Here is a 20,791-nt window from a genome sequence, read left to right on the forward strand (position 1 = left end):
TGCTCGAACGATGAGAAACGAACAGCTGGGGCGCACGGGCCCCGTGGTGTCGGCGATGGGCCTGGGCGCGATGGGGATGTCCGGCGGCCCGTACGGCGAGGCCGACCGGGACGAGAGCATCGCGACCGTGCACGCGGCCCTGGACGCCGGGGTGACGCTCGTCGACACCGGCGACTTCTACGGCATGGGCCACAACGAGCTGCTGCTCAACGAGGCGCTGCGCGGCCGCGACCGGGACAGCTACGTGCTGAGCGTCAAGTTCGGGCAGATGCGCGGGCCGGGCCCGGTGGCCGGGCCGCAGGACGGCCGCCCGGAGGCGGTGCGCAACTTCCTGGCCTACTCGCTGACCCGTCTCGGGGTCGAGTACATCGACATCTACCGGCCGGCGCGACTCGACCCGGCCGTCCCGATCGAGGAGACCGTGGGCGCCATCAAGGAGATGGTGGAGGCCGGGTACGTACGGCACATCGGCCTGTCCGAAGTCGGCGCGGAAACCATCCGGCGGGCCCACGCCGTCCACCCGATCACCGACCTGCAGATCGAATATTCGGTGTTGTCGCGGGCCGTCGAGCCCGAGGTCCTGCCCACGCTGCGCGAACTCGGGATCGGCCTGACGGCGTACGGCGTCCTGGGCCGTGGTCTGATCTCGGGTCATTGGAGCGCCGGGAAAGGGGTGCGCGGGCCGCGCTTCGCCGCCGGGAACGTCGAGCACAACCTGGCGCTGGTCGAACGGCTGCGCCGCGTCGCCGAGGCCAAGGGCTGCACGGTCGCCCAGCTGGTCATCGCCTGGGTGGCCGCGCAGGGCCCGGACATCGTCCCGCTGGTCGGCGCCCGCACCCGGGCCCGGCTGGCCGAGGCGCTGCCCGCCCTGGACGTCAGCCTGACCGGGGCGGAGCTGGCCGCGATCGAGGAGGCCGTCCCGAAGGGTTCGGCCCGGGGCGACCGCTATCCGGCGGGGTTCATGGCCGCCCTCGGCGTGGGCAACTAGTTGTAGACCTCGGTCAGCGGCACCTGGAGCACGGTGTTGATCCGGCTGAACGTCCAGTAGTAGCCGATGACCTGGAGCACCTCGACGATCTCGCGGGGCGCGAGCACGGCCCGCACCGAGGCGAACAACTCGTCGCCGACGGCCGGGCCGGCCAGCACCGTCGTGGTGAAGCGGATCAGCGTGCGGTCGTGATCGGACAGCAGCGGATCGTCGAAACGGCCGCGCCGGATCAGGTCGAGCGCGGAGGGCTCCAGACCGGCCCGCAACGCGATCGGCTCGTGCTGGGCCAGCTCGAACGAGCACTCCTGGGTCACGGCCACGGTCAGGATGACCAGCTCGCGGGAGCGGGCGGGCAGCGCGAGCGAGGCGAACTGGGCCCGGGCCAGCTGGACGAACAGCTCGACGGTGGCGGGCGAGTGGCTCAGCATCTTGACCATCGGGTCGGGCGGCAGGCCGGCCGGGAGCGACGACGGATCGGGGTCGGGGAGGCGGATCACGGCTATGCCACCTCGATCCCGGTCTCGGACAGCTGCTCGAACCGGCCGTCGGCGGCGAGCGTCCCGAAGACGTAGATCTCCCGCTTGAGCGTGGCGCCGTCGGTCATGGTGACCTCGTAGACGTGCCGCTCGGCGTAGTGGCGGCCGTCGGTCAGCTCGTCCAGGACCGTGACGGTGCCGCCCGTGACGCGATCGCGGAGCCCGGCCGCCATGGCGGCGAAGGCCTGCCGGTCCATGACCTTGCCGTCGCTGCGGTGGACGTACGTGGGGGAGTAGTAGCGGTCGAGGGCGGCGGCCAGATCGGTTCGTGGTTCGAGGGCCACGTCGCGCAGGGCGTCACTGATACGCATGCCTGGGACGACGCCAAACGGACCGGTGGGTTCACCTTTGTGATGGCCGTGACGGGTAAACCGCCCGCCGGGCGGACCCCGTATGCGACAAACAGGGCATGACGAGGTTCGTGCAAGTGTTCGGCGCCGTCCTCGGGCTGGTGCTGGGTCTGGTGCCGGCGGCGCTCCCGGAACCGCCGTTCACCATGCGGGTGGTGGCCGACGGCCTGGAGAATCCGTGGGAGGTCCTCAGAGGACCGGACGGGCATCTGTGGGTGACCGAGCGGACGGCCGGGCGGGTGATCCGGATCGACCCCCGGACCGGGGCGCGCACGGTGGTCGGGACGGTGCCGAGCCGGGCCGCCGGCACGCAGGACGGGCTGCTGGGGCTGGCGCTCGACCTTCCGTACGTCTTCGTCGCCTACACGGACGGGCCGCTGAACGTGCGGCGGTACACCTACGACGCCGGATCCGGGACGCTGCGCGATCCGGTGGACGTGATCGTCGGGCTGCCGGCGACCATCGACCACGTGTCGGGGCGGCTGGTGCTCGGTCCCGACGGCAAGCTCTATCTCACCGTCGGCGACGGCGGCGCCAACCAGTTCGAGCGGGCCTGCGACGCCAACCTCGCCCAGGAGCTGCCGGTCTCGGCCAGTGACTTCACGCGCTATCAGGGCAAGATCCTGCGGTTCGGCCGGGACGGCTCGGTGCCGGCCGACAACCCCTTTCTTTCAGGTGTACGCACCCACGTGTACTCCTATGGACATCGCAACGCCCAGGGCATCGCGTTCGACTCGGCCGGCCGGCTGTACTCGACCGAACAGGGGCCGAAGTCCGACGACGAGCTGAACCTGATCCGGCCCGGCGGCAACTACGGATGGCCGCGCGTCGCCGGATATCGCGACGACAAGGCGTACGTCTACGCGAACTGGTCGGCCGCGCCGGACTGCCGCCGCCTCACCTTCAGCGACTACCGGATCCCGCCGTCCGTCCCCCGGCAGACGGAGTCGTCCTTCACCGACCTCGCTTTCGTGCCGCCGCTGCGGACGTTCTTCACCGTGCCCGCCGACCACGAGTTCGAAGGGGATTGCGGGCACCTCTGCTGGCCCACGATCGCCCCGTCGAGCGCCGAGGTCGTCAACTCGGCGGCCATCGACGGCTGGGAGGGGTCGGTGCTCATCCCGTCGCTGAAGAACGGCGCGGTCTACCGGGTGGACCGCTCCGGGCAGGCGGAAACCCTGTGGCGCACGGTCAACCGCTACCGCGACGTGGCCGCGGGCGAGGACGGCCGCACGTTCTACGTGGCGACCGACGCCGCCGGGGTCACCAACGACCTGGCCGGTGAACCGACCACCAGGCTGGCCGATCCGGGGGCGATCCTCGAGTTCACCGCGGGCTGAAGTGGCCGGAACATCTTGCTTCCGCCGGCAATCGGAACGTAGGCCACACTTGGACCCATGATTAGCGAGGATGTGGTGTCGGTCGCGGTCGTCTCCAGCCGGTCGGAGGCGGAGATCATCGCAGGTCTGCTGCGCAGCTACGGGCTCAAGGTGGGCGTGTCCGCCGACGACGCGGGCCAGCAGGAACCGCAGTTACAGCTCAACGGCGTGCATGTGTACGTCGCCCCCGGAGATGAAGCAGAGGCCCGCGAGATCCTGTCGGCGTCCGGCCAATAGGAGGGCCAGTAGCAGGGGTCAGTAGACCCAACGGTCCACGAGCGCCTCGTGAGCCTCGAGGCGCTCCTGGGTCCTTCCCGGGTCGGTGGCGGCGACCGCGTCGAGCAGGCTGATCGCCAGCACCACCACCGCCGCGTGGGAGTCGAAGACCAGCCCGGTCCCGACCGGCGCCACCAGCAGCACGTCGGCGTCGCCGGCGAACGGCACCAGCGCCGTGTCGGCGATCACGACGGTGGTCAGGCCGAGCCGGCGCGCGAGCCGCATCGCTTCGACGGTTCCGGCCGGATAGCGCGGCATCGCGAAGAACAGCGCCGCCGAGGCGCCCTCCTGGTGCAGGTGCAGCACGAAGTCGTCGACGCTCCCGGCGTCGGTGCACACCCGAACCGCAGGAAGCGCCCGTCGGGCGAAATATCCGAAATAGTCGGCGAGGGCGGCCGAGGCGCGTAACCCGACCACCCCCAGGGGAGAGGTCGCCGCGAGGGCGTCGACGGCCGCGGGCAACCTCCGGGCGGCCCGTGCGAGCCCGGCCACGTTCGCCGTCTCCTGATCGATCGCGCTGTGCCGCGGCGACGGCACGCGGGCACCCGCCGAGAGCGCGGCGAAAGGGCCCGTCGCGGAGGCGCCGTCCGCGGAGGCGGCGCTCGCGGAGCCGGCGCTCGCGGAAGTGCCGTCCGCCGCGGGGCCGCTCGCGGAGGGGCCGCCCCCCGAAGGGCTGTGCGCGTGGTGGCCGACCGCGAAAGGGCTCGGCGCGGGAGGCGCGGTCGAGGACAGGACGACGTCGCGCAGGGCGGCGCGGAAATCCGGGTAGCCGGCGAAACCGAGGGCCGTGGCCAGGCGGGTCACGGTCGGCTGGCTCACCCCGGCCCGCTTGGAGATCTCGATGGTCGACAGGAACGCCACGTCCGGGAACATGCCCAGCATGCGCTGCACGATCTGCCGCTGCGAGGGCGAGAGCCGATGCCGCCGGGCGAGGTCGAGCAGCCAATCCTCAGCCTGTCCGATGTCCATCCCGCCCCCGATCTACCCTGAATAGCCTAAAACACGATCGGACAAGGGTGCATTCGATGATTCATCTGCGGTTCCTCTCCGGCCCGGACATCGAGGAGCTCGGCGTCGGGCCGGACGACGCGATCGCCGCCGTCGAGTCGGTCGTCGCCGCGCACGGGCGGGGCGAGACGGTCTTCGAGCCGCGCACGCACCTCGTGCCCGACAACGGCGGCGTGGGCCACTTCAACGTGCTGCGCGGGCACGTGAAGCCCCTCGGCGTGGCCGGCGTCAAGGTGGTCGGCGACTTCGTGCCCAACTACGAGCGCGGCCTGCCCAGTGAACTGGCCATGGTGACGCTGTTCGATCCGCACACCGGCGTGCCGCTGTCCATCATGGACGCCACCTGGATCACCGAGATGCGCACCGGCGCGATGACCGCGGTCGGCGCCAAATATCTGGCCCGGCCCGACTCCCGCGTGCTCGGCCACGTCGGCGCGCGCGGCACCGCCTTCGCCAACATCACGCTGCTGGACCGGCTGTTCGAGCTCGACGAGATCCGGGTCACCAGCCGCCGGGCCGAGTCGCGGGACGCCTTCGGCGCGCGGCTGCGCGAGGTCACCGGCACCCCGGTCCGCGTGGTGGAGACCGCCGACGAGGTGTTCGACGGCGCCGATATCCTGGTCGAGGCGTCACGCCTGACCGAGCCGCGGCCGCTTCTGCGCACGGCTCTGGTGAAACCCGGCGCCTTCGTGGTGCCGTACGGCACCATCAGCGCCGTTGAACTTGATCTGCTCGACGTCATGGACAAGGTGGTCGTCGACGACTGGCGCGAGTCGCAGTCGGGGCGCTTCGGTGCGCTGCGCGCGCACGTCGACACCGGCCGGCTGAGCGAGGAGACCCTCTACGCCCAGCTCGGCGACATCGTGAGCGGCCGCAAGCCGGGCCGCGAGTCGCCGGACGAGCGGATCCTGCTGTGGCACCGCGGCCTGTCGATCCTCGACGTGGCCCTGGCCCACCTGATCCTGACCCGGGCCGAGGCCGCCGGCGCCGGCACGATGCTGCGGTACCGATGAAGATCGAGCAGCCGGCCGACATGAACATCGCCGCGATCGCCCGCGGCGCCTCCTTCGAGCTGTCGGCCGGGCTTCTGGAGCGCCTGGAAGCCTCCCGCGCGGCGGCGCTGGCCGACCTGGCCGGCGACGAACCGGTGTACGGCGTCAACACGGGGATGGGCGCGCTTTCGGGGGTACGCCTCGACGCCGAGGCCCAGAAGCAGCATCAGAACACCCTGATGGCGGGCCGCGCGGCCGGCTCCGCCCCGTGGCTGCGCCCGGTCGAGGCGCGGGCGCTCATGGCCGTACGGCTGCGGACCTTCCTGGATCGCGCGGCCGGCGTCTCACCCTCGCTGGTGAGTCACCTGGCCGGCATGCTGGAGGCCGGCGCGGAGCCGGAGATCCCCTTGCGGGGCGGCGCCGCCGGCGAGATCATCCCGCTCGCCCATCTCGGCCTGGCCGTGCTCGACGGTGGCTATTCGTTCGGCCCCAAGGAGGGTGTCGCGTTCCTGGAGGGCGTGCCCGGCCTGACCGGCCTGTCCGTGCTGGCGGCGGCCGCGGCCCGGACCCTGGTCGAGCAGATCGTGGCGGTCGCGGGCGATGAGATGGCCCTGATCGGCGCCAGCCGCGACCCGCTGCACCCCGCCACCGCCCGCGGCGACGCCGAGCTGACGGCCGTCCTCGAAGCGCTGCGCGACCGGCGCGGCGACACCCCCGCGCGAGCGCTCCAGGCCCCGGTCTCGTTCCGGGTCACCGCGCCCGCCCTGGCCGTGGCCCTGCGCGCCGCCGAGGCTCTGGAGGCGGCCGTCGACCGCGCGCTGACCGCCGTGACCGACTCCCCGGCCCACCTGGACGGCCGTTTCGTCGGCACGGCCGGTTTCGCCGGTACGGACCTGACCGCCGCGTTGAGCTCCCTGACCACCGCGCTCGTGCACCTGGCCGAGCTGGGCGCGGCCCGCCTGCACCGACTGCTCGACCCGCAGGTGACCGGCCTGCCCCGGCAGCTCTCGGACGCGCCCGGCCGGCACGCCGGCATGGTCTCCGTGCACAAGCGGGCCGTCGGCACGGCCCACCGGCTGCGGCGCTTCGCGCTGCCCGCGCTGATCGGCCCGATGGAGACGTCGACCGGCCAGGAGGACGTGCAGAGCTTCGGCTTCGAGGCGTACGAGTGCTTCACCGAGGCCGCGTCCGGCCTCCGGGACGTCCTCGCCTGCGAGATCCTCGCCGTCGACCAGGGCCGTCGCCTGCGCGACGGGGCAGGCGAGCCGGGCCGGGCAGGCGACGGCAGCGAGGCGGGTCAGGCGGGCGGCACCCATGACCGGCCGTTCGGGCCGGAGATCGACCGACTTGTCACCCGGCTGGAGGGCGGCTGGTCGATCCCCGCTCCACCAGCGCCGGGCGGAACGGCGACGGAGCCGCCGACCGGTCGATGAGCTGGCCCACGGCCGACTCCACGATGGCGTCCTCGTCCCACGCCATCGTGGTCAGCCCCGGGCTGACCAGGGCGGCCAGCTGGTGGTCGTCGTATCCGATGACGGAGATGTCGGACGGGACGCGCAGGCCGGCCGCCCGCGCGGCGTGGTAGGCGGCGAAGGCCAGCGAGTCGCTCAGGCAGAACAGCGCCGTCGGCCGGTCGGGGGAGGCCAGCAGCGCCGACACCACGGTGACGGCCTCGGTGGTCGCGGCCGGCGCCGAGACGATGCTCAGCTCGAGGCCGATCGAGGCGGCGATGCGGGGCGCCAGCACCTCGGACGGGCGGCCCGGCGTGGACGGCAGCGACGGCGCCAGCATGCCGGCCCGGCGGTGCCCGAGCTCCTGGAGATGGCCGAGGGCGGCCGTCACCCCGTACTCGTTGTCGAAGAGCACGCACCCCGACCCCGGCCGCTCGGTCAGGGCGTCGCCGAGCGAGACGACAGCGACCTCCGGATCGAGCAGCCGCCAGTAGGAGGCCGAGGGGTCGACCGGGGAGACGATCGCGCCGTCGACCCGTTGGGCCGCGAACTGCTCGACGATCAGCCGCTCCTGCGAGGGGTCGGCGTCGGCGTCGGCGATCGTCGCGTAGCGGCCCCGGCTGCGCAGGGCCCGGGTCAGCAGCACCGAGAGGTCCTGCTGCCACAGATCGCGCAGTGACCCCGAGACCCCGACCGATCCCGTACGCCCGCTGGCCAGCGCTCGGGCGATCGGGTCGACCGTGTAGCCGAGCTCGTCGGCCAGCTCGCGCACCCGGCGGATGGTGTCGGGGGAGCCGCGCACGCCGCGCAGCGCGTACGAGGTAGCGGCCAGGGACAGCCCGGCGGCGGTCGCCAGATCCTGGAGGGTCCGTCGCGGTTGCTGCCGTGACATCGACTGAGGGTAACACCCGTTCCGTAGGGTGAGATCGCGTTGCGTTTCCGGTGGGGAAGCGCTTCACTTTTGGAAACTTGTGAAGCGCTTCCCTCGCACGGAGAGTGAGAACCGGCCATGCTGATCGACTGTCATCAGCACCTCTGGCCGGCGCGCCTGGTCGAGGCCCTCAGGCGGCGTAATTCTTATCCTTACCTGCGTGAGTGGACCTTGTACCTGCCCGGTGAGGCGCCCTACGAGGTCGATCCGCACGCCCATGACGTGGAGAAACGCCGCGCCCGCGAGATCGCGGAGGGTAAGGATCTGGTGATCCTCTCCATCTCCTCTCCGCTAGGTATGGAATATCTGGATTCGCCCGAGCTGCTCGACGTCTGGCACGAGAGCGGCCTCGCGCTGCCCGGCCCGTTCCGCATCTGGGCCGCCGCCAACGTCGCCGCGCCCGACCCCTCGGCGCTGGCCAAGATCCTCACCGAGGACCGCGTCGTCGGTGTCCAGCTGCCCGCGACCGCGCTGGCCGACCCGGCCGCCATCGAGCGGATCGGCCCCCTGCTCGAGGAGGCCGAGCGGGCGAACAAGCCGGTGCTGGTGCACCCCGGCCCGGCCCCCGCCTGCGACCCGGGCGCGCCCTCGTGGTGGCCGGCCATGGTGCCGTACGTGGCCCAGATGCACAGCGCGTGGCTCGCCTGGCACGTCGCCGGCCGCCGGCAGCACCCCCGGCTGCGGATCGCCTTCGTCGCGCTGGCCGGCCTGGCCCCGCTGCACCACGAGCGGCTCGCGGCCCGCGGCGGCGCGCTCGGGCCCCTCGACCCGTACGTCTACTACGAGACCAGCTCGTACGGCACGCGCGCGATCGACGCCCTCACCCGCGTCGTCGGCGTCGACCCGCTCGTGCACGGCTCCGACCGCCCGTACGCGGAGCCGGTCGACCCCGGCCTGGGCGACGCGTTCCGCCACGCGCTGTTCACCGCCAACCCCCGTCATCTGCTGACAGGAGAACCGAGATGACGACCGACACCGTCGCCGTCACCGACCCGGCGCACCTGCCCGTCCTGCCCGGCCGGACGCTGAGCCCGAAGGAGCTCCAGCTCTGGGTGGCCGAGCTGGCCGCGCGGGCCGAGCTGTGGGAGCCGCTGGTGCGGCACGACACCGGCAAGCGGCACTACGCGTCGCTCTACCGCGACAGCGACATCGACGTGTGGGTGCTCTGCTGGAACACCGAGGACGACACCGGCTGGCACGACCACGACATCTCCTCGGGCGCGGTGGCGGTCACCCGGGGCGCGGTGAACGAGGCCAACCCGCGGATGGGCGGCGAGCCGGTGAACCGGGTGGTCGAGTCCGGGCGCGCGTTCGCCTTCGGTCCCGACCACATCCACCGCATGTCGGGCGCGGTCGACGGGTCGGTGTCGATCCACGCGTACTCGCCGCCGCTCTGGCGCATGGGGCAATATTCGATCAGCGAGAGCGGCGTCATGCGGCGCAAGGCCGTCAGCTACGCCGACGAGCTGCGGCCGCTGTAGCTCGCCAGAAGGGGAAGAACCTCGGCGGCGGCGGTGAGGTCGATGCCGATCGGCCGGTCGCCGGCTTCGGGGTCCAAGACCTTCGAGACCATGTCGTACGCCTCCTGGGCCGGCCCGTCCGGCAGCCGGCCGGGCGCCATCCGCAGCGCCCGGACCGCCGCCACGAGCTCGGCCGCCAGCAACGTCGGCGCGAGGTCGGCCATGGCCCGCAGCGCCCGCGCGCCCTGGGTGGCGAAGCTGGCGTGCTCCTCCAGGCCGAGCGAGATGGTCAGCGTGCCGGCCGAGATGGGCTGCATGCCGACGCGGATCTCGGTCAGCACGTCCTGCACCACGTACTCGCTGATCATCAGCCCCGAGCTGCCGGCCGGGCCGTCGGCCAGGAACGCCCGCAACCCGGTCATGTCGGGCCGCATCAGCAGGCCGAGCCGGGCCGACGAGAGCGCCAGCACCGGCAGGAACGAGCCGCGCAGGGTGTCGAGGCTGGTGGCCACCGTGGCCGTGTGGAACTGGCCGTGATGCAGCACCGCGTCCGCCGTGACCAGGGGATTCTCCACCGCGGCGTTGATCTCCTCGGTCAGCACGTAGCGCAACTGCCGCGCGGCGTGCGCGGCCGGCGCGGTGACCTGGGGGAGCACCCGCAGGCCGAACGGGTCCTGGATGCGGGCGGGCTCGCCGGCCCCGGCCACCAGCCGGCTCATGGTCGACGCCACCTCGGCCTGGCCGGGATGGGCGCGGGCCGTGTGCACGGCCGGGTGGTAGGCCTCCGGGTTGCCACGCAGCGCCAGGAAGGACAGGGCGGCGACCACGGTGGACGCCTGCAGGAGGCGCTCGACGCGGCTCAGCGCCAGGGCCGCGGTGGCCACGGTCAGCGCGCTCGAACTGATCATCGGCAGGGCGTCGGTGGCGTCGATCACCGTGGCCGGGGCGTCGCCCGAGCGCCACGGCCGCTCGCCGGCCAGGGTGAGCGCGAGCTCGGCCAGGGAGGCCAGGTCGCCGGTGCCGATCGCGCCCCACGAGTGCAGGGCGGGCACGGCGCCGGCGCTGAGCGCGACGGCCAGCGCCTCGGCCACGCCCCGGGAGATGCCGCTGCCGCCGGCCAGGATCTGGTTCAGTCGTACGGCCATGGTCGCCCGGGCCGTGACGTCGTCGACCTCCGGGCCCACCGCCGCGCAATGGCTGCGCAGCAGCCGCAGGCCGTGCCCCTCCGAGGTGCGCTCGTGCCGGTTGGCGCCCACGCCCGTGTTGGCGCCGTAGACCGCGCCGTGCTCGCGGGCGAGCTGCAGCAGCGAGTGGCGGTCGTCGATCAGGCGCAGCGCCGCCTCGTCGACGGTGACGCCGGCCTTACCCTCAGCGACGGCGACCAGGCCCTCGATCGTCAAGGTGCGGCCGTCGAGAGACACCTCCATAGTGATCTCCAGCTTTGAAGGTTTCCGGACCGTAACGGGCTCCGGCCTTCCGTTGACAGCCTATTCACTACACCGCAAGTATGAATAGCGCCATTCAGACGACCGCCCAGGAGAACCATGATCACTTTCGAGGACGTCGTCAAGATCTATCCCGGCGGCGGTACCGCGGTCGACCACCTCTCGATGGAGTTGCCGACCGGAAAGATGACGGTTCTGGTCGGTCCGTCCGGCTGCGGCAAGACCACCTCGCTGCGCATGATCAACCGAATGGTCGAGCCGACCTCGGGCCGGGTCCTGATCGACGGGCGCGACGTCACCGCTCAGGACGAGGCCGAGCTGCGCCGCGGCATCGGATATGTCATCCAGCACGCCGGCCTGTTCCCGCACCGCACGGTGCTCGACAACGTCGCCACCGTGCCCATGCTGCTGGGCAAGACCCGGCGCGAGGCCCGCACGGCGTCGCTGGAGCTGCTCGAGCGCGTGGGCCTGCCCACCGAGTTCGCCAAGCGCTATCCGGCGCAGCTCTCCGGCGGCCAGCAGCAGCGCGTCGGCGTGGCCCGGGCGCTGGCCGCCGACCCGCCCGTGATGCTCATGGACGAGCCGTTCAGCGCGGTCGACCCGGTCGTGCGGGCCCAGCTGCACACCGAGTTCCTGCGCCTGCAGCAAGACCTCGGCAAGACCATCGCCATGGTCACCCACGACATCGACGAGGCCATCAAGCTCGGCGACCACGTCGCCATCCTCCGGCAGGGCGGGGTCCTGGCCCAGTTCGGCACGCCCCAGGAGCTCCTCGACAACCCGGCCGACGACTTCGTGGCCTCCTTCATCGGGCGGGACCGGGGCCTGCGCAGCCTCTCCTTCGACTCCGCGTCCTCCGTGCCGGTCTCACCCGCCGGCGCCGACCTCGTCACCGACGACTCCGGCCGCCCGATCGCCTGGCGGACCTCGTCCGGCGAAACGCCCGTCAACGGGACATTCACCAAGGACGACTCGCTGCGCATCGTCACCGACCTGGCGATCAGCTCGCCGGTCGGCATAGCGGTGCGTGTCGACGCCGACGGGGTCTGCGACGGGATCGTCCGTCATCACGACCTCGTCGACCACCTGATCGCCCGGCGGGCCTCGTGATCCAGTACCTCCAGAACAACTCGGACACGGTGCTGGCCGCCCTGCGGCAACACCTCTACCTGGCGCTCGTCCCGGTGCTGCTCGGCTTCGTCATCGCCCTGCCCATCGGCTATCTCGGCGTGCGCTTCCCGTGGCTCTACCACCCGCTGGTGAACGTCTGCGGCGTGCTCTACTCGATCCCGTCGCTGGCCCTGTTCGTCTTCCTGCCGGTCGTGCTCGGCACGAAGATCCTGTCGCCGCTGAACATCGTGGTGGCGCTGACCATCTACACCGTGGCCCTGCTGGCCCGCACGGTCGCCGACGGCCTGCGCTCGGTCGACAAGCTGGTCAACGAGTCGGCCACCGCCATGGGATATCGCCGCACGCGCCGCCTGATCGACGTCGAGCTGCCGATCGCGCTGCCGGTCATCCTGGCCGGCCTGCGGGTGGCCACGGTGGCCAACATCAGCCTGGTCAGCGTCGGCGCCCTGATCGGCATCGGCGGCCTCGGCCAGCTGTTCACCCGCGGCTTCCAGCTCTTCTACCTCGAGCCGATCATCGTCGGCATCGTCCTGTCGGTGCTGCTGGCCGCGGTGGCCGACCTCGTCATCGTGCTGATCCAGCGCGCCGTCACCCCCTGGGCCCGCGCATGAACCTCTCGTACCTCTTCGACCCGGCCAACTGGGATCCCAGCGCCGCCGGCGGCTTCCCGCAGCTGCTGCTCTCCCACCTCTGGTACGTGCTGCTGGCGATGGTCATCGGCACGGTCATCGCCCTGCCGATCGGCCTCTACATCGGGCACACCGGCAAGGGCTCGTTCATCGCCATCAACGCCGGCAACGCCGGGCGCTCGCTGCCCACCCTCGGCCTGCTGATGCTGATGGTCACGCTGCTCGGGCTCGGCCTGCTGCCGGTGCTCATCGCCCTGACCGTGCTGGTGATCCCGCCCATCCTGACGTCGGCGTACGCGGGCATGCGCACCCTCGACCGCCGGGTCGTCGACGCCGCCAAGGGCATGGGCATGCGCCCCTGGCAGGTCCTCACCCGCGTCGAGCTGCCGATGGCGCTGCCCGTGATGATGGGCGGCTTCCGCAGCGCCGCCCTGCAGGTGGTGGCGACCGCGACGGTCGCCGCCGCGGTCGGCCTCGGCGGCCTCGGCCGCCTCCTGATCGACGGCCTCGCCGTCAACGACTACTCCCGTGTGCTGGCCGGCGCCATCGTCGTCGCGGTGCTGGCGGTCGTGCTCGACCTTTTCCTGGCGCTCGTGCAGCGCTGGGTCGTGTCGCCCGGTGTCTCCGGGCGCTTCTGAAGGAGTTTGTGAATATGCGTGTACGCATGATCGGCACGGCGCTCGCCGCCGCGCTGCTTCTGGGAACGGCCGCCTGCGGCGCCGACGAGGACCCGCTCGCGGCCGACTCGGGCAACTCCTCCACCGGCACGTCGGCCGTCACGGTCGGCTCGGCCAACTTCGCCGAGAGCGAGCTGCTCGCCGAGATCTACTCGCAGGCCCTCGAGGCCAAGGGCGTGCAGGTCAAGCGGCAGTTCAACATCGGCGCCCGCGAGCTCTACCTCAAGGCGCTGCAGGATGGCTCGATCGACCTGCTGCCCGAGTACAACGGCGCGCTGCTCTCGGCCCTGCACACCGGCGGCGCCCCGCAGGGCGTGTCCAAGCCCGACGACGTGCTGGCCGAGCTGAAGAAGGTGCTGCCGGCCGGCACCGAGGTGCTGGAGCAGTCGGCCGCCGAGGACAAGGACACGCTGACCGTCACCCAGGAGACGGCGACCAAGCACAACCTCAAGACGATCGACGACCTCAAGCCGGTCGCCGGTCAGCTCTCGATCGGCGCCGGGCCCGAGTGGCAGGAGCGCTACCAGGGCCTCAAGGGCCTCGAGGAGTTGTACGGGGTCAAGTTCAAGAAGTTCCAGCCCCTCGACGCGGGCGGCCCGCTCACGCTGAACGCCCTGCTCGACGGCAAGATCGACGTGGCCAACATCTTCTCCACCGACTCGGCCATCGCCACCAAGAAGCTGGTCGTCCTGGAGGACCCGCGCAACCTCTACCTGGCCGAGAACATCATTCCGCTGATCCGTACGGAGGCCAACAACCCGACCGTGTCGGGCGCCCTCAACGCGGTCTCGGCCAAGCTCACCACCGAGAACCTGACCCAGTACCTGGCCAAGGTCCAGGTCGACAAGCAGGACACGGCCACCGTGGCCAAGGCCTTCATCAGCGACAACGGCCTCGCCTGATAATTGGCGCGCGACCGAGGGCCGCCCTCCGTATGATCGTCGATCAGCGGTGGGCGGCTCCCCGCGGTGCTTCCTTCTCCAACCTTCTACCGGATATCTAGCGTCGCGACTCTCCGCCCACCGCTTCGTGCGCTCTACGGGGGATAGTCGTGATGGATGCTCTGGCCTCGGTCGTTCTGCGCCGGGCGGGCCTGGTGTCGGTCGCCGGATCCGGTCCGGCCGACTCCGCCTGGGTCGCCGCGCTGGAGGCCGATCTCGCGGCGCGGGGACGGCTGCTCCGGGCCGATCTGCGGTCGGCCGCCGCGCGGCTGCCGGTCGAGATCCGGGTGCGGTGGGCCGACTGGCTGCTGGCCACAGTGGACTCGATGACCGGCGCCGACCGTCCGATGGCGCCGCTGCACCGCGCTTTCCCGGACACGCCGGTCGACGTCGAGGCCGAGTTCGTGTCGAAGCTGCTGACCCATCTGTTCGCCGCGCCGGGCGCGCCGTGCGTGGTGTGCGGGCGCGAGGAGGGCGGGGCGCCGCTCGACCCGTGCGGGCACGTCGTCTGCCCGGTCTGCTTCCCGCCGGCCCTCTACAGCGCGTGCCCGATCTGCGGCCGCCGCCTGTCGGGCGGCGACGTCTACCTCTCGGTGGTGGCGCCCGCGCGCCCCGTGTTCCCCGGCGTGCCCGTCATGCCGATGCGGCTGATCGGGCTGTCGCCCTCGGCCGGGGAGACCGCGGTCGGCCTGCGGGACGCGCTCGTGGCCCGGCCGGGCGCGCTCAGCGAAGAGGACCGTGAAGACCTGCGGGTGCTCGTGGCCGCGACCGCGCCGGGCCGGCTCGACTGGCTTCCCGCGACCGTGCCGGCCCGCGAGACGCTCGCCCTGGTGATCGCCTGGGCGCTGCACGCGACCGCCCTCACGCCGGCGTACCCGGCGGTGATCGCCGAGGCTCGGCGGCGGTGGGGGACCGCGACGGACGTGGCGCGCACGCTGTGGGCGTACTCGGGTGGTGACCCCGGTCTGATCCTGCCCCGTCGTCCTTCCGGACCGAACTCCAAGCAGGTCGCCCGGGTGCGGGCGCTGCCGCGACAGCTGCGGCGGGCCGCGCTCGGCCATCTCGACTCCTGCGGCGCTGCGGCGGCGGCCGAGGACATCCGGCGTCATCCGGCGGTGTGGAAGCGCCTGGGGGAGAGGCTTCATCCGTACGAGAAGGTGGCCGCGCACCCGGCCGCGGCCGTGGCCTTCGCCGCGCTGCGCGGCACCCGGGCTCCGCGCGAGGGTGCGCTGGGCGCGGCCGTCGTCGCCGCCTGCGAGGCCTCCCCGCGGCACCTCGCGCTCGTCCCGCACGACGACGCCACGGTCTCGGTGCACCTGCGTACGCACCCGGCGCTCGTGGAGAACGCGCTGGCCGAGGGCGACGCCGCCGCGGCGGCCTCGCTGCTGACGGAGCGGCCGGGCGAGCTGTGGCGCCGGGCCGACCACCTGCTGCGCCTGGCCGGCGACGACCCGGGACCGGTCACCGGCGCCCTCGCGGCCACGGCGGCCCGCGTGGCGCCGGGCGTCCTGGCCGCGGCGGCCGCCGCGCTGGCCCACCGCGACGCCACGGTCGCCGCGACCGGGGCTCAGCTGGCCGCCACCGCCCGGGCCCGGGCCGCGGCGCGGGCACAGACACCGGTCGCCGTCGCCACCGATCCGTCCTCGATCGCGTTCCCCAACCACGCCCTGCGCGACGCCCTGCGCGTCGCGGCCCGTCGCCTCGGCACCCGTTCGATCCCCACCGCCGGCGCACGCGCCGACGGCCCGGTCGACTCGTCCGCGGACGCCTCCTCGGCGAACGCCTCCCCGGTGGACGTCTCCTCGGTCGACGTCTCCTCGGACGAGGAGAACGGGATCGTCGGCGGGCGCCCGGGGCCGGGCATGCCGCGCCGGGTCTTCTTCCCGCGCGGCGACACGGTCACGACGTGGACCGAGCCCGAGCGGCGTGGCCCGCTGCCCGCGGCCGCCATCGAGGCCGTCCGCGAGATCGCCGACGGCGAGCTGACCCGCCGGGCCACCCGGCACGAGCGCTTCGACGTCGCCGTGCTCGACGCGGCCCTGGCCCGGGTGCCGGCGCCGATGCGCGAGCGGGCCGCCTCGGCCCAGCTGGCCGGCTGGCCGCGCGGCAGCGTCCGGGACCTGCCCGGCGACGGCACGCTGCGGCTGTTCCTGCACTGGCAGGACGCCGAGGAGCATCGGGTCGACCTCGACCTCTCGTGCGTCTTCTTCGACGAGCGGTGGCGGCGTGTCGGTTACTGCGACTACACCCAGCTGCGTTTCGCCGTCGTCGCGGCGATCCATTCGGGCGACCTCACCTCGGCGCCCGGCCCGCTCGGCGCGACCGAGTTCCTCGACCTCGACCTGGCCCGGCTGGCCGGCCGGCGGGTGCGCTACGCGGTGCCGATCGTGTTCAGCTACAACGAGGTGCCGTTCGAGAACCTGACCGAGGCCTTCGCCGGCCTCATGCTGCCCGAGGCCAAGGGCGCCCAGTTCGACGCGGCCCGGGTGGTGCAGCGCTTCGACCTGCGGGGCGACGCCCGCATGCTGATGCCGATGGTGCTCGACCTGACCGGCCGGTCGCTGCTGTGGACCGATCTCAGTCTGCCCGGCGCCGGCTACGGCCACAGCGTGGCCCGCCACCGCGACCAGCTGGCCCGGGCCGCCGCCGACCAGTGGGACCACTTCGCCGCCGGCCACCGGGCCACGGTCCTCGACGTGCTCGCGTGGCACGCCGCCGGGCGGGCCGGCCGCATCCTGATCGCCCACGCCGACGGGACGTACACCGAGGTCCCGGCCTCTCTTCCGGCCATCCGCGAGGCGGCCGGAGCCTCGTCGGGATCGCCGGCCCGTCCGCCGGCCGGGACCGTTCTGGCCGGCGCGGTCGACGTCGCCACGCTGGAGCGGTTCGTGCCGGCGCCGGCGGCGGGATCGGTCGCGGTGACGGTCAGCGGGGAGCCCGCCGAGCCGTGGACGGCCCGCCACATCGGCGACCTGCTGGGTGAGCTTCTGCCCTAGTAGCGCGACCACCAGTCGTACGGCCGAAGCCCGGGTTTGAAGCCGAAGGTCTCGGCCATGGTGACCGCGTCGCGGAAGCCGCGGGCGAGCTCGTCGGGGTTGTGGGCGTCGCTGCCGAAGGTGACGGCCGTGCCGCCCTCGTCCCGCCACCAGCCGACGATGACCGGGCTCAGCGGGACCGTCGTGTTGATCTCGAGCGCGCGGCCGCTGCCCGCGAGCGAGCGCAGCGCGACGCGGAACTCTTCCTCGAAGGCGTACGGGTCGAAGCGCCCCTCGGAGACCGGCCATTTCCGGGCCGTGTAGTCGATGTGGGTCAGCACCTCGAACGCGTCCGACCCGGCGACCAGGTTGGGGATCTCCAGGAGATAGTCGCGTACGACCTCGGCCGCGGGCCGCTCGGCGAAGGCCGGGCCGACCTCGGCCAGACCGCCGGCCACCGGGACCGTGTGCAGCGAGCCGACGACCCGCTCGAATTCGCCACCGGCCAGCAGCTTGGCCACGGCCTCGGCGTGCCAGTGCGGCTCGCCCAGCTCGAGGCCGGTCAGGATCCGCAGGCCGGGGAAGCGGTGCCGGCAGCGGTCGACCGCGTCCAGATAGCCGTCGACGTCCAGGGCCGGCGCGGTGAAGCCGACCCAGGCGGTGAAGTCGAGGTGCTCGGTGAAGGCGAGGGCGGGCAGGCCGATCTCGACGGCCCGCGCGCAGGTGCCCATCATGTCGGCGCCGCGCCGGCCCGCGTCCCAGGACCATTCGCTGTGCACGTGGTTGTCGGCGGGGAGTTCCAGGGCCATACCGACGATCCTTCCGCAGGCCGGGGACCACGCAAGCGAACGCCACGATGATCGTGGTCACGTTGGCTCCGTCATTTGTCCAACAAATGGCTCAAGCGGTTAGGGTCGGACCATGCCTCAGCTCACCCGCAACGTCCCCCTCGCGCAGCAGGTCGCCGACCAGCTGCGGCGCCGCATCGCCGACGGCGAGTTCCCGGTCGGGTCGCTGCTGCCGACCGAGGCCGAGCTGACCCGCGAGCTGGGCGTCAGCCGCAACAGCGTCCGCGAGGGGCTGCGCTCGCTCGTGCACGCGGGCATCCTGGGCGCGCGGGCCGGCTACGGCACCTTCGTGATCGCCACCAGCGACCTGGCGCCGGCGCTGGCCCGGCGAATCCCGCGCGACCGGGCGACCGACGTGGCCGAGGTGCGGCTGCTGCTGGAGCGCGAGGGCGCCCGCCTGGCCGCCACCCGGGCCACGCCGGAGCAGATCGAGCAGCTGACCGTGGCCCTGGCGGCCCGCGAGGCGGCGACCGACGGTCCCTCGTACGCCGCGGCCGACTTCGCGTTCCACCAGCAGCTGCTGGAGGCGTCGGGCAACGCGCTGCTGGCCGAGCTCTACCGGGGCAGCGGCGGCAACGAGCAGTCCCTGCTGCACCTGAACTCGCCCGGCGTCGACTTCGCCGCGGCCCGGCCCGTCATCCGCCCGATCGACGACGAGCACGCCGCGATCGTCGAGGCGGTGGCCGCCCGCGACCCGGCGGCCGCCGCCGAGGCCGCCGAGCGCATGGTCCGGCTGGCCCACGAGCAGGCCGGGCTCGGCCGATGACCACCATCGAACGTCCGCGCCCGGTCACCCGCGCGCTCAGCCCCGCCCTGGTCTTGTCCGGCCTGCTCCTGGTCGCGGCGAACCTGCGGGCCGGCATCACGACCGTCGGGCCCGTACTCGAAGACCTCGAACTTGATCTGGGCTTCTCCTCGCTGACGGCGTCGGTGCTGGTCAGCCTGCCGCTGATCGCGTGGGGAGTGGTGTCGCCGTTCGCGCCGGCCCTGGCCCGGCGGATCGGCCTGGAAAGGGCCCTCGGCGCCGGGCTCGCCGTGCTCGCGGCGGGCCTGGTCGTCCGGTCGCTGCCGGCGATGCCGCTGCTCTGGATCGGCACCGGCCTGCTCGGCGTGGCCATCGCGGTCCTCAACGTGGTGCTGCCGGCCCTGGTCAAACGGGACTTCCCGCAGCGCATCGGCCAGGTCACCGGCGCCTACTCGGCGGTGCAGTCGGTGTTCGGCGCGATCGCGGCCGGTGCCGCCGTGCCCGTCGCGTCGCTGACGTCGGCCGGATGGCGCCTGCCGATGGGCATGTGGGCCGGCCTGGCCCTGATCGGACTGGGCGCGCTGGCCCCGCAGCTGCGCCGCCACACGGTCGTGCCGTCGTCGGTCATCCGCCACGACCCCCCGCATCGCAGCCCGTGGCGGTCGGCGCTGGGCTGGCAGGTGACGGCGTTCATGGCGCTGCAGTCGGTCGTCTACTTCGTCCTGATCACCTGGCTGCCGTCGATCGAGACCTCGGCCGGCATCAGCGCCACCGCGGCCGGACTGCACCAGTTCCTGCTGAACGGCTGCGCCATCATGGGCAGCCTGGCCGCCTCGGCGGTCATCCCGCGCCTGCGCGACCAGCGCCTGCCCGCGGTCATCGCGCCGGTGCTGTTCGCCATCGCGGCCGGCGGCCATCTGGTGGCCTCGTCGTACGCCGTGATCTGGGACTGCGTGGCCGGCCTGGCCGGCGGTTCGAGCATCGTGCTGGCGCTGTCCTTCATCGGCCTGCGCACCAGCCACCACTCGCAGGCGGCGGCCCTGTCCGGCATGGCCCAGTCCGTCGGCTACCTGATCGCCGCCGCCGGCCCGATCGCGGCCGGCGCCCTGCACGACGCCACCGGCTCCTGGACACCCACCCTGGCCGTCGTCCTGGCCATCCAGGCCCTGCTGATCGTCTTCGGATATCTGGCCGGCCGCCGCCGCGTCATCGGCTGACGCCGCGCCGGCCCATCAGGCCCTCGACCAGGTCGGAGAGCGGCCCGATCAGATCCTCCTCGGTAGCGTCGGCCAGCGGCTGCACCCGCAGCGAGGAGCGCATCATCGCGATGCCCAGGATCGCGCCCAGCACCACCTCGGCCCGCAGCACAGCGTCCGGGTCGCCGGTCACCTCGGCCAGCCGCTCACTGACCGAGCGCAGGACGCCGCGCCGCATCTCGTCGACGCGCTCGTCACCGGACGTGCGCAGAAGCAGCAGAAGCCCCTCCATGCGCCGCGGCGAGTCCTGGGCCCCCGCGATCCGCTGGGCCAGCACCGCCGCGACGTCGTTCGGCGTGGCCTGCTCGGCATCGCGCCGCAGCTCGGCGAAGGCCGTGTCCAGGCAGGCTTTGAACAGCCCTTCCTTCGACGTGAAGTAGCGGCTGATCAGCGCCACGTTCACGCCCGCGTCCTCCGCGATGTCGCGAACAGTCGTGGTGGCGTACCCCTGCCGGGCGAAGCGACAGCGGGCCACCTCGAGCAGCTGTTGCCGGGTCCGGCCCGCGTCACGCCGCCTGTCCTGCTCAGCCGCCACGGCCCCGCCTTTCGCTCGTGACCGAAGTGTAAACGCTCATTGACTACTTGGCGGTATGTGATCCACGGCTCAAACCGGCATTAGCAACTGTTTAGTGACGCTCCGAGGGGTCTAGGTTGCAAGTCAGCGCACGTTTACTATTGTTTTCGCACCCCGGAGGGCCACCATGGCTCGTGCTTTCGAGGAGTGGGCCAACCTCCCCTCCCCAGACACCGACTTGGCCGTGCCTCCATTCACT

The 20,791-nt window shown here is 72.6% G+C and carries 21 protein-coding genes; 14 read left to right on the forward strand and 7 right to left on the reverse strand.

All coding sequences use genetic code 11. The annotated features are described in order from the left end of the window. Positions 1–10: 10 nt before the first annotated feature. Complete coding sequence (locus tag ACFY36_RS41690) at positions 11–988, forward strand: aldo/keto reductase (protein ID WP_499751448.1); 978 nt, start codon at positions 11–13, stop codon at positions 986–988. Here the strand turns inward: ACFY36_RS41690 and ACFY36_RS41695 are convergent. Beyond that, on the reverse strand, positions 985–1,485 hold the full coding sequence (locus ACFY36_RS41695) for a carboxymuconolactone decarboxylase family protein (protein WP_499751449.1): 501 nt from the start codon (positions 1,483–1,485) through the stop codon (positions 985–987). The genes ACFY36_RS41690 and ACFY36_RS41695 overlap by 4 nt on opposite strands. Before the next feature lie 2 nt (positions 1,486–1,487). Further along, complete coding sequence (locus ACFY36_RS41700) at positions 1,488–1,835, reverse strand: hypothetical protein (RefSeq protein WP_499751450.1); 348 nt, start codon at positions 1,833–1,835, stop codon at positions 1,488–1,490. Between the two features lie 98 nt (positions 1,836–1,933). On the opposite strand from ACFY36_RS41700, the gene ACFY36_RS41705 reads away from it, so the two are divergent. Together ACFY36_RS41705 and ACFY36_RS41710 are read left to right on the forward strand one after the other, a co-directional pair. Beyond that, on the forward strand, positions 1,934–3,214 hold the full coding sequence (locus ACFY36_RS41705; protein WP_499751451.1) for a glucose/sorbosone family PQQ-dependent dehydrogenase: 1,281 nt from the start codon (positions 1,934–1,936) through the stop codon (positions 3,212–3,214). Positions 3,215–3,271: 57 nt separating this feature from the next. Further along, positions 3,272–3,490, forward strand: coding sequence for a hypothetical protein (locus tag ACFY36_RS41710; protein WP_498699506.1), 219 nt, complete (start codon positions 3,272–3,274; stop codon positions 3,488–3,490). 18 nt (positions 3,491–3,508) lie between these two features. Here the strand turns inward: ACFY36_RS41710 and ACFY36_RS41715 are convergent, their stop codons facing one another. Continuing rightward, positions 3,509–4,498: a MurR/RpiR family transcriptional regulator gene (locus ACFY36_RS41715; protein WP_499751452.1), complete on the reverse strand. Its 990-nt coding sequence runs from the start codon at positions 4,496–4,498 to the stop codon at positions 3,509–3,511. Positions 4,499–4,554: 56 nt separating this feature from the next. Here ACFY36_RS41715 and ACFY36_RS41720 point away from each other — a divergent pair, with 56 nt between their 5' ends. Together ACFY36_RS41720 and ACFY36_RS41725 are read left to right on the forward strand one after the other, a co-directional pair. Next, positions 4,555–5,550, forward strand: coding sequence for an ornithine cyclodeaminase family protein (locus ACFY36_RS41720; RefSeq protein ID WP_499751453.1), 996 nt, complete (start codon positions 4,555–4,557; stop codon positions 5,548–5,550). Next, positions 5,547–6,962 carry an aromatic amino acid lyase gene (locus ACFY36_RS41725; RefSeq protein WP_499751454.1) on the forward strand — a complete coding sequence of 472 codons (1,416 nt, stop codon included), beginning with the start codon at positions 5,547–5,549 and terminating at the stop codon, positions 6,960–6,962. The genes ACFY36_RS41720 and ACFY36_RS41725 overlap by 4 nt, the downstream gene beginning before the upstream one ends. On the opposite strand, the gene ACFY36_RS41730 is transcribed toward ACFY36_RS41725, so the two are convergent. Further along, positions 6,880–7,872, reverse strand: a complete 993-nt coding sequence (locus tag ACFY36_RS41730; RefSeq protein WP_499751455.1) for a LacI family DNA-binding transcriptional regulator — start codon at positions 7,870–7,872, stop codon at positions 6,880–6,882. The two genes, ACFY36_RS41725 and ACFY36_RS41730, sit on opposite strands and share 83 nt — an antisense overlap. Before the next feature lie 117 nt (positions 7,873–7,989). Here ACFY36_RS41730 and ACFY36_RS41735 point away from each other — a divergent pair, with 117 nt between their 5' ends. Both ACFY36_RS41735 and ACFY36_RS41740 read left to right on the forward strand, forming a co-directional pair. Beyond that, entirely contained in the window at positions 7,990–8,877 is an 888-nt protein-coding gene (locus ACFY36_RS41735) for an amidohydrolase family protein (RefSeq protein ID WP_499751456.1), read from the forward strand. Beyond that, on the forward strand, positions 8,874–9,392 hold the full coding sequence (locus tag ACFY36_RS41740; protein ID WP_499751457.1) for a cysteine dioxygenase: 519 nt from the start codon (positions 8,874–8,876) through the stop codon (positions 9,390–9,392). The genes ACFY36_RS41735 and ACFY36_RS41740 overlap by 4 nt, the downstream gene beginning before the upstream one ends. Here the strand turns inward: ACFY36_RS41740 and ACFY36_RS41745 are convergent. After that, the gene (locus tag ACFY36_RS41745) at positions 9,365–10,798 is read right to left on the reverse strand and encodes an aromatic amino acid ammonia-lyase (protein WP_499751458.1); all 1,434 of its coding nucleotides are present in this window, start codon (positions 10,796–10,798) and stop codon (positions 9,365–9,367) included. The two genes, ACFY36_RS41740 and ACFY36_RS41745, sit on opposite strands and share 28 nt — an antisense overlap. A gap of 117 nt (positions 10,799–10,915) precedes the next feature. Here ACFY36_RS41745 and ACFY36_RS41750 point away from each other — a divergent pair, with 117 nt between their 5' ends. From ACFY36_RS41750 to ACFY36_RS41770, 5 genes are all read left to right on the forward strand, one after another. Next, on the forward strand, positions 10,916–11,926 hold the full coding sequence (locus ACFY36_RS41750) for an ABC transporter ATP-binding protein (protein WP_499751459.1): 1,011 nt from the start codon (positions 10,916–10,918) through the stop codon (positions 11,924–11,926). Then, positions 11,923–12,558, forward strand: coding sequence for an ABC transporter permease (locus ACFY36_RS41755; RefSeq protein ID WP_499751460.1), 636 nt, complete (start codon positions 11,923–11,925; stop codon positions 12,556–12,558). Before ACFY36_RS41750 ends, ACFY36_RS41755 begins: the two co-directional genes overlap by 4 nt. Next, complete coding sequence (locus ACFY36_RS41760; RefSeq protein WP_499751461.1) at positions 12,555–13,214, forward strand: ABC transporter permease; 660 nt, start codon at positions 12,555–12,557, stop codon at positions 13,212–13,214. The genes ACFY36_RS41755 and ACFY36_RS41760 overlap by 4 nt, the downstream gene beginning before the upstream one ends. Positions 13,215–13,228: 14 nt before the next feature. Continuing rightward, positions 13,229–14,155: an ABC transporter substrate-binding protein gene (locus tag ACFY36_RS41765; protein WP_499751462.1), complete on the forward strand. Its 927-nt coding sequence runs from the start codon at positions 13,229–13,231 to the stop codon at positions 14,153–14,155. Between the two features lie 152 nt (positions 14,156–14,307). Continuing rightward, entirely contained in the window at positions 14,308–17,190 is a 2,883-nt protein-coding gene (locus ACFY36_RS41770) for an MXAN_6230/SCO0854 family RING domain-containing protein (RefSeq protein WP_499751463.1), read from the forward strand. On the opposite strand, the gene ACFY36_RS41775 is transcribed toward ACFY36_RS41770, so the two are convergent. Next, complete coding sequence (locus tag ACFY36_RS41775; RefSeq protein ID WP_499751464.1) at positions 17,187–17,978, reverse strand: PHP domain-containing protein; 792 nt, start codon at positions 17,976–17,978, stop codon at positions 17,187–17,189. The two genes, ACFY36_RS41770 and ACFY36_RS41775, sit on opposite strands and share 4 nt — an antisense overlap. A gap of 112 nt (positions 17,979–18,090) precedes the next feature. Between ACFY36_RS41775 and ACFY36_RS41780 the strand changes: the two genes are divergently transcribed. Then, a complete protein-coding gene (locus ACFY36_RS41780; RefSeq protein ID WP_499751465.1) occupies positions 18,091–18,783 on the forward strand; it encodes a FadR/GntR family transcriptional regulator in 693 nt (230 codons plus the stop codon). Beyond that, positions 18,780–19,979: an MFS transporter gene (locus ACFY36_RS41785; protein ID WP_499751466.1), complete on the forward strand. Its 1,200-nt coding sequence runs from the start codon at positions 18,780–18,782 to the stop codon at positions 19,977–19,979. The genes ACFY36_RS41780 and ACFY36_RS41785 overlap by 4 nt, the downstream gene beginning before the upstream one ends. On the opposite strand, the gene ACFY36_RS41790 is transcribed toward ACFY36_RS41785, so the two are convergent. Then, complete coding sequence (locus tag ACFY36_RS41790; protein ID WP_499751467.1) at positions 19,969–20,553, reverse strand: TetR/AcrR family transcriptional regulator; 585 nt, start codon at positions 20,551–20,553, stop codon at positions 19,969–19,971. The genes ACFY36_RS41785 and ACFY36_RS41790 overlap by 11 nt on opposite strands. Between the last annotated feature and the right edge of the window lie 238 nt (positions 20,554–20,791).

It is taken from the genome of Actinoplanes sp. NPDC000266 (genome assembly GCF_042899005.1).
Taxonomy (GTDB): Bacteria; Actinomycetota; Actinomycetes; order Mycobacteriales; family Micromonosporaceae; genus Actinoplanes.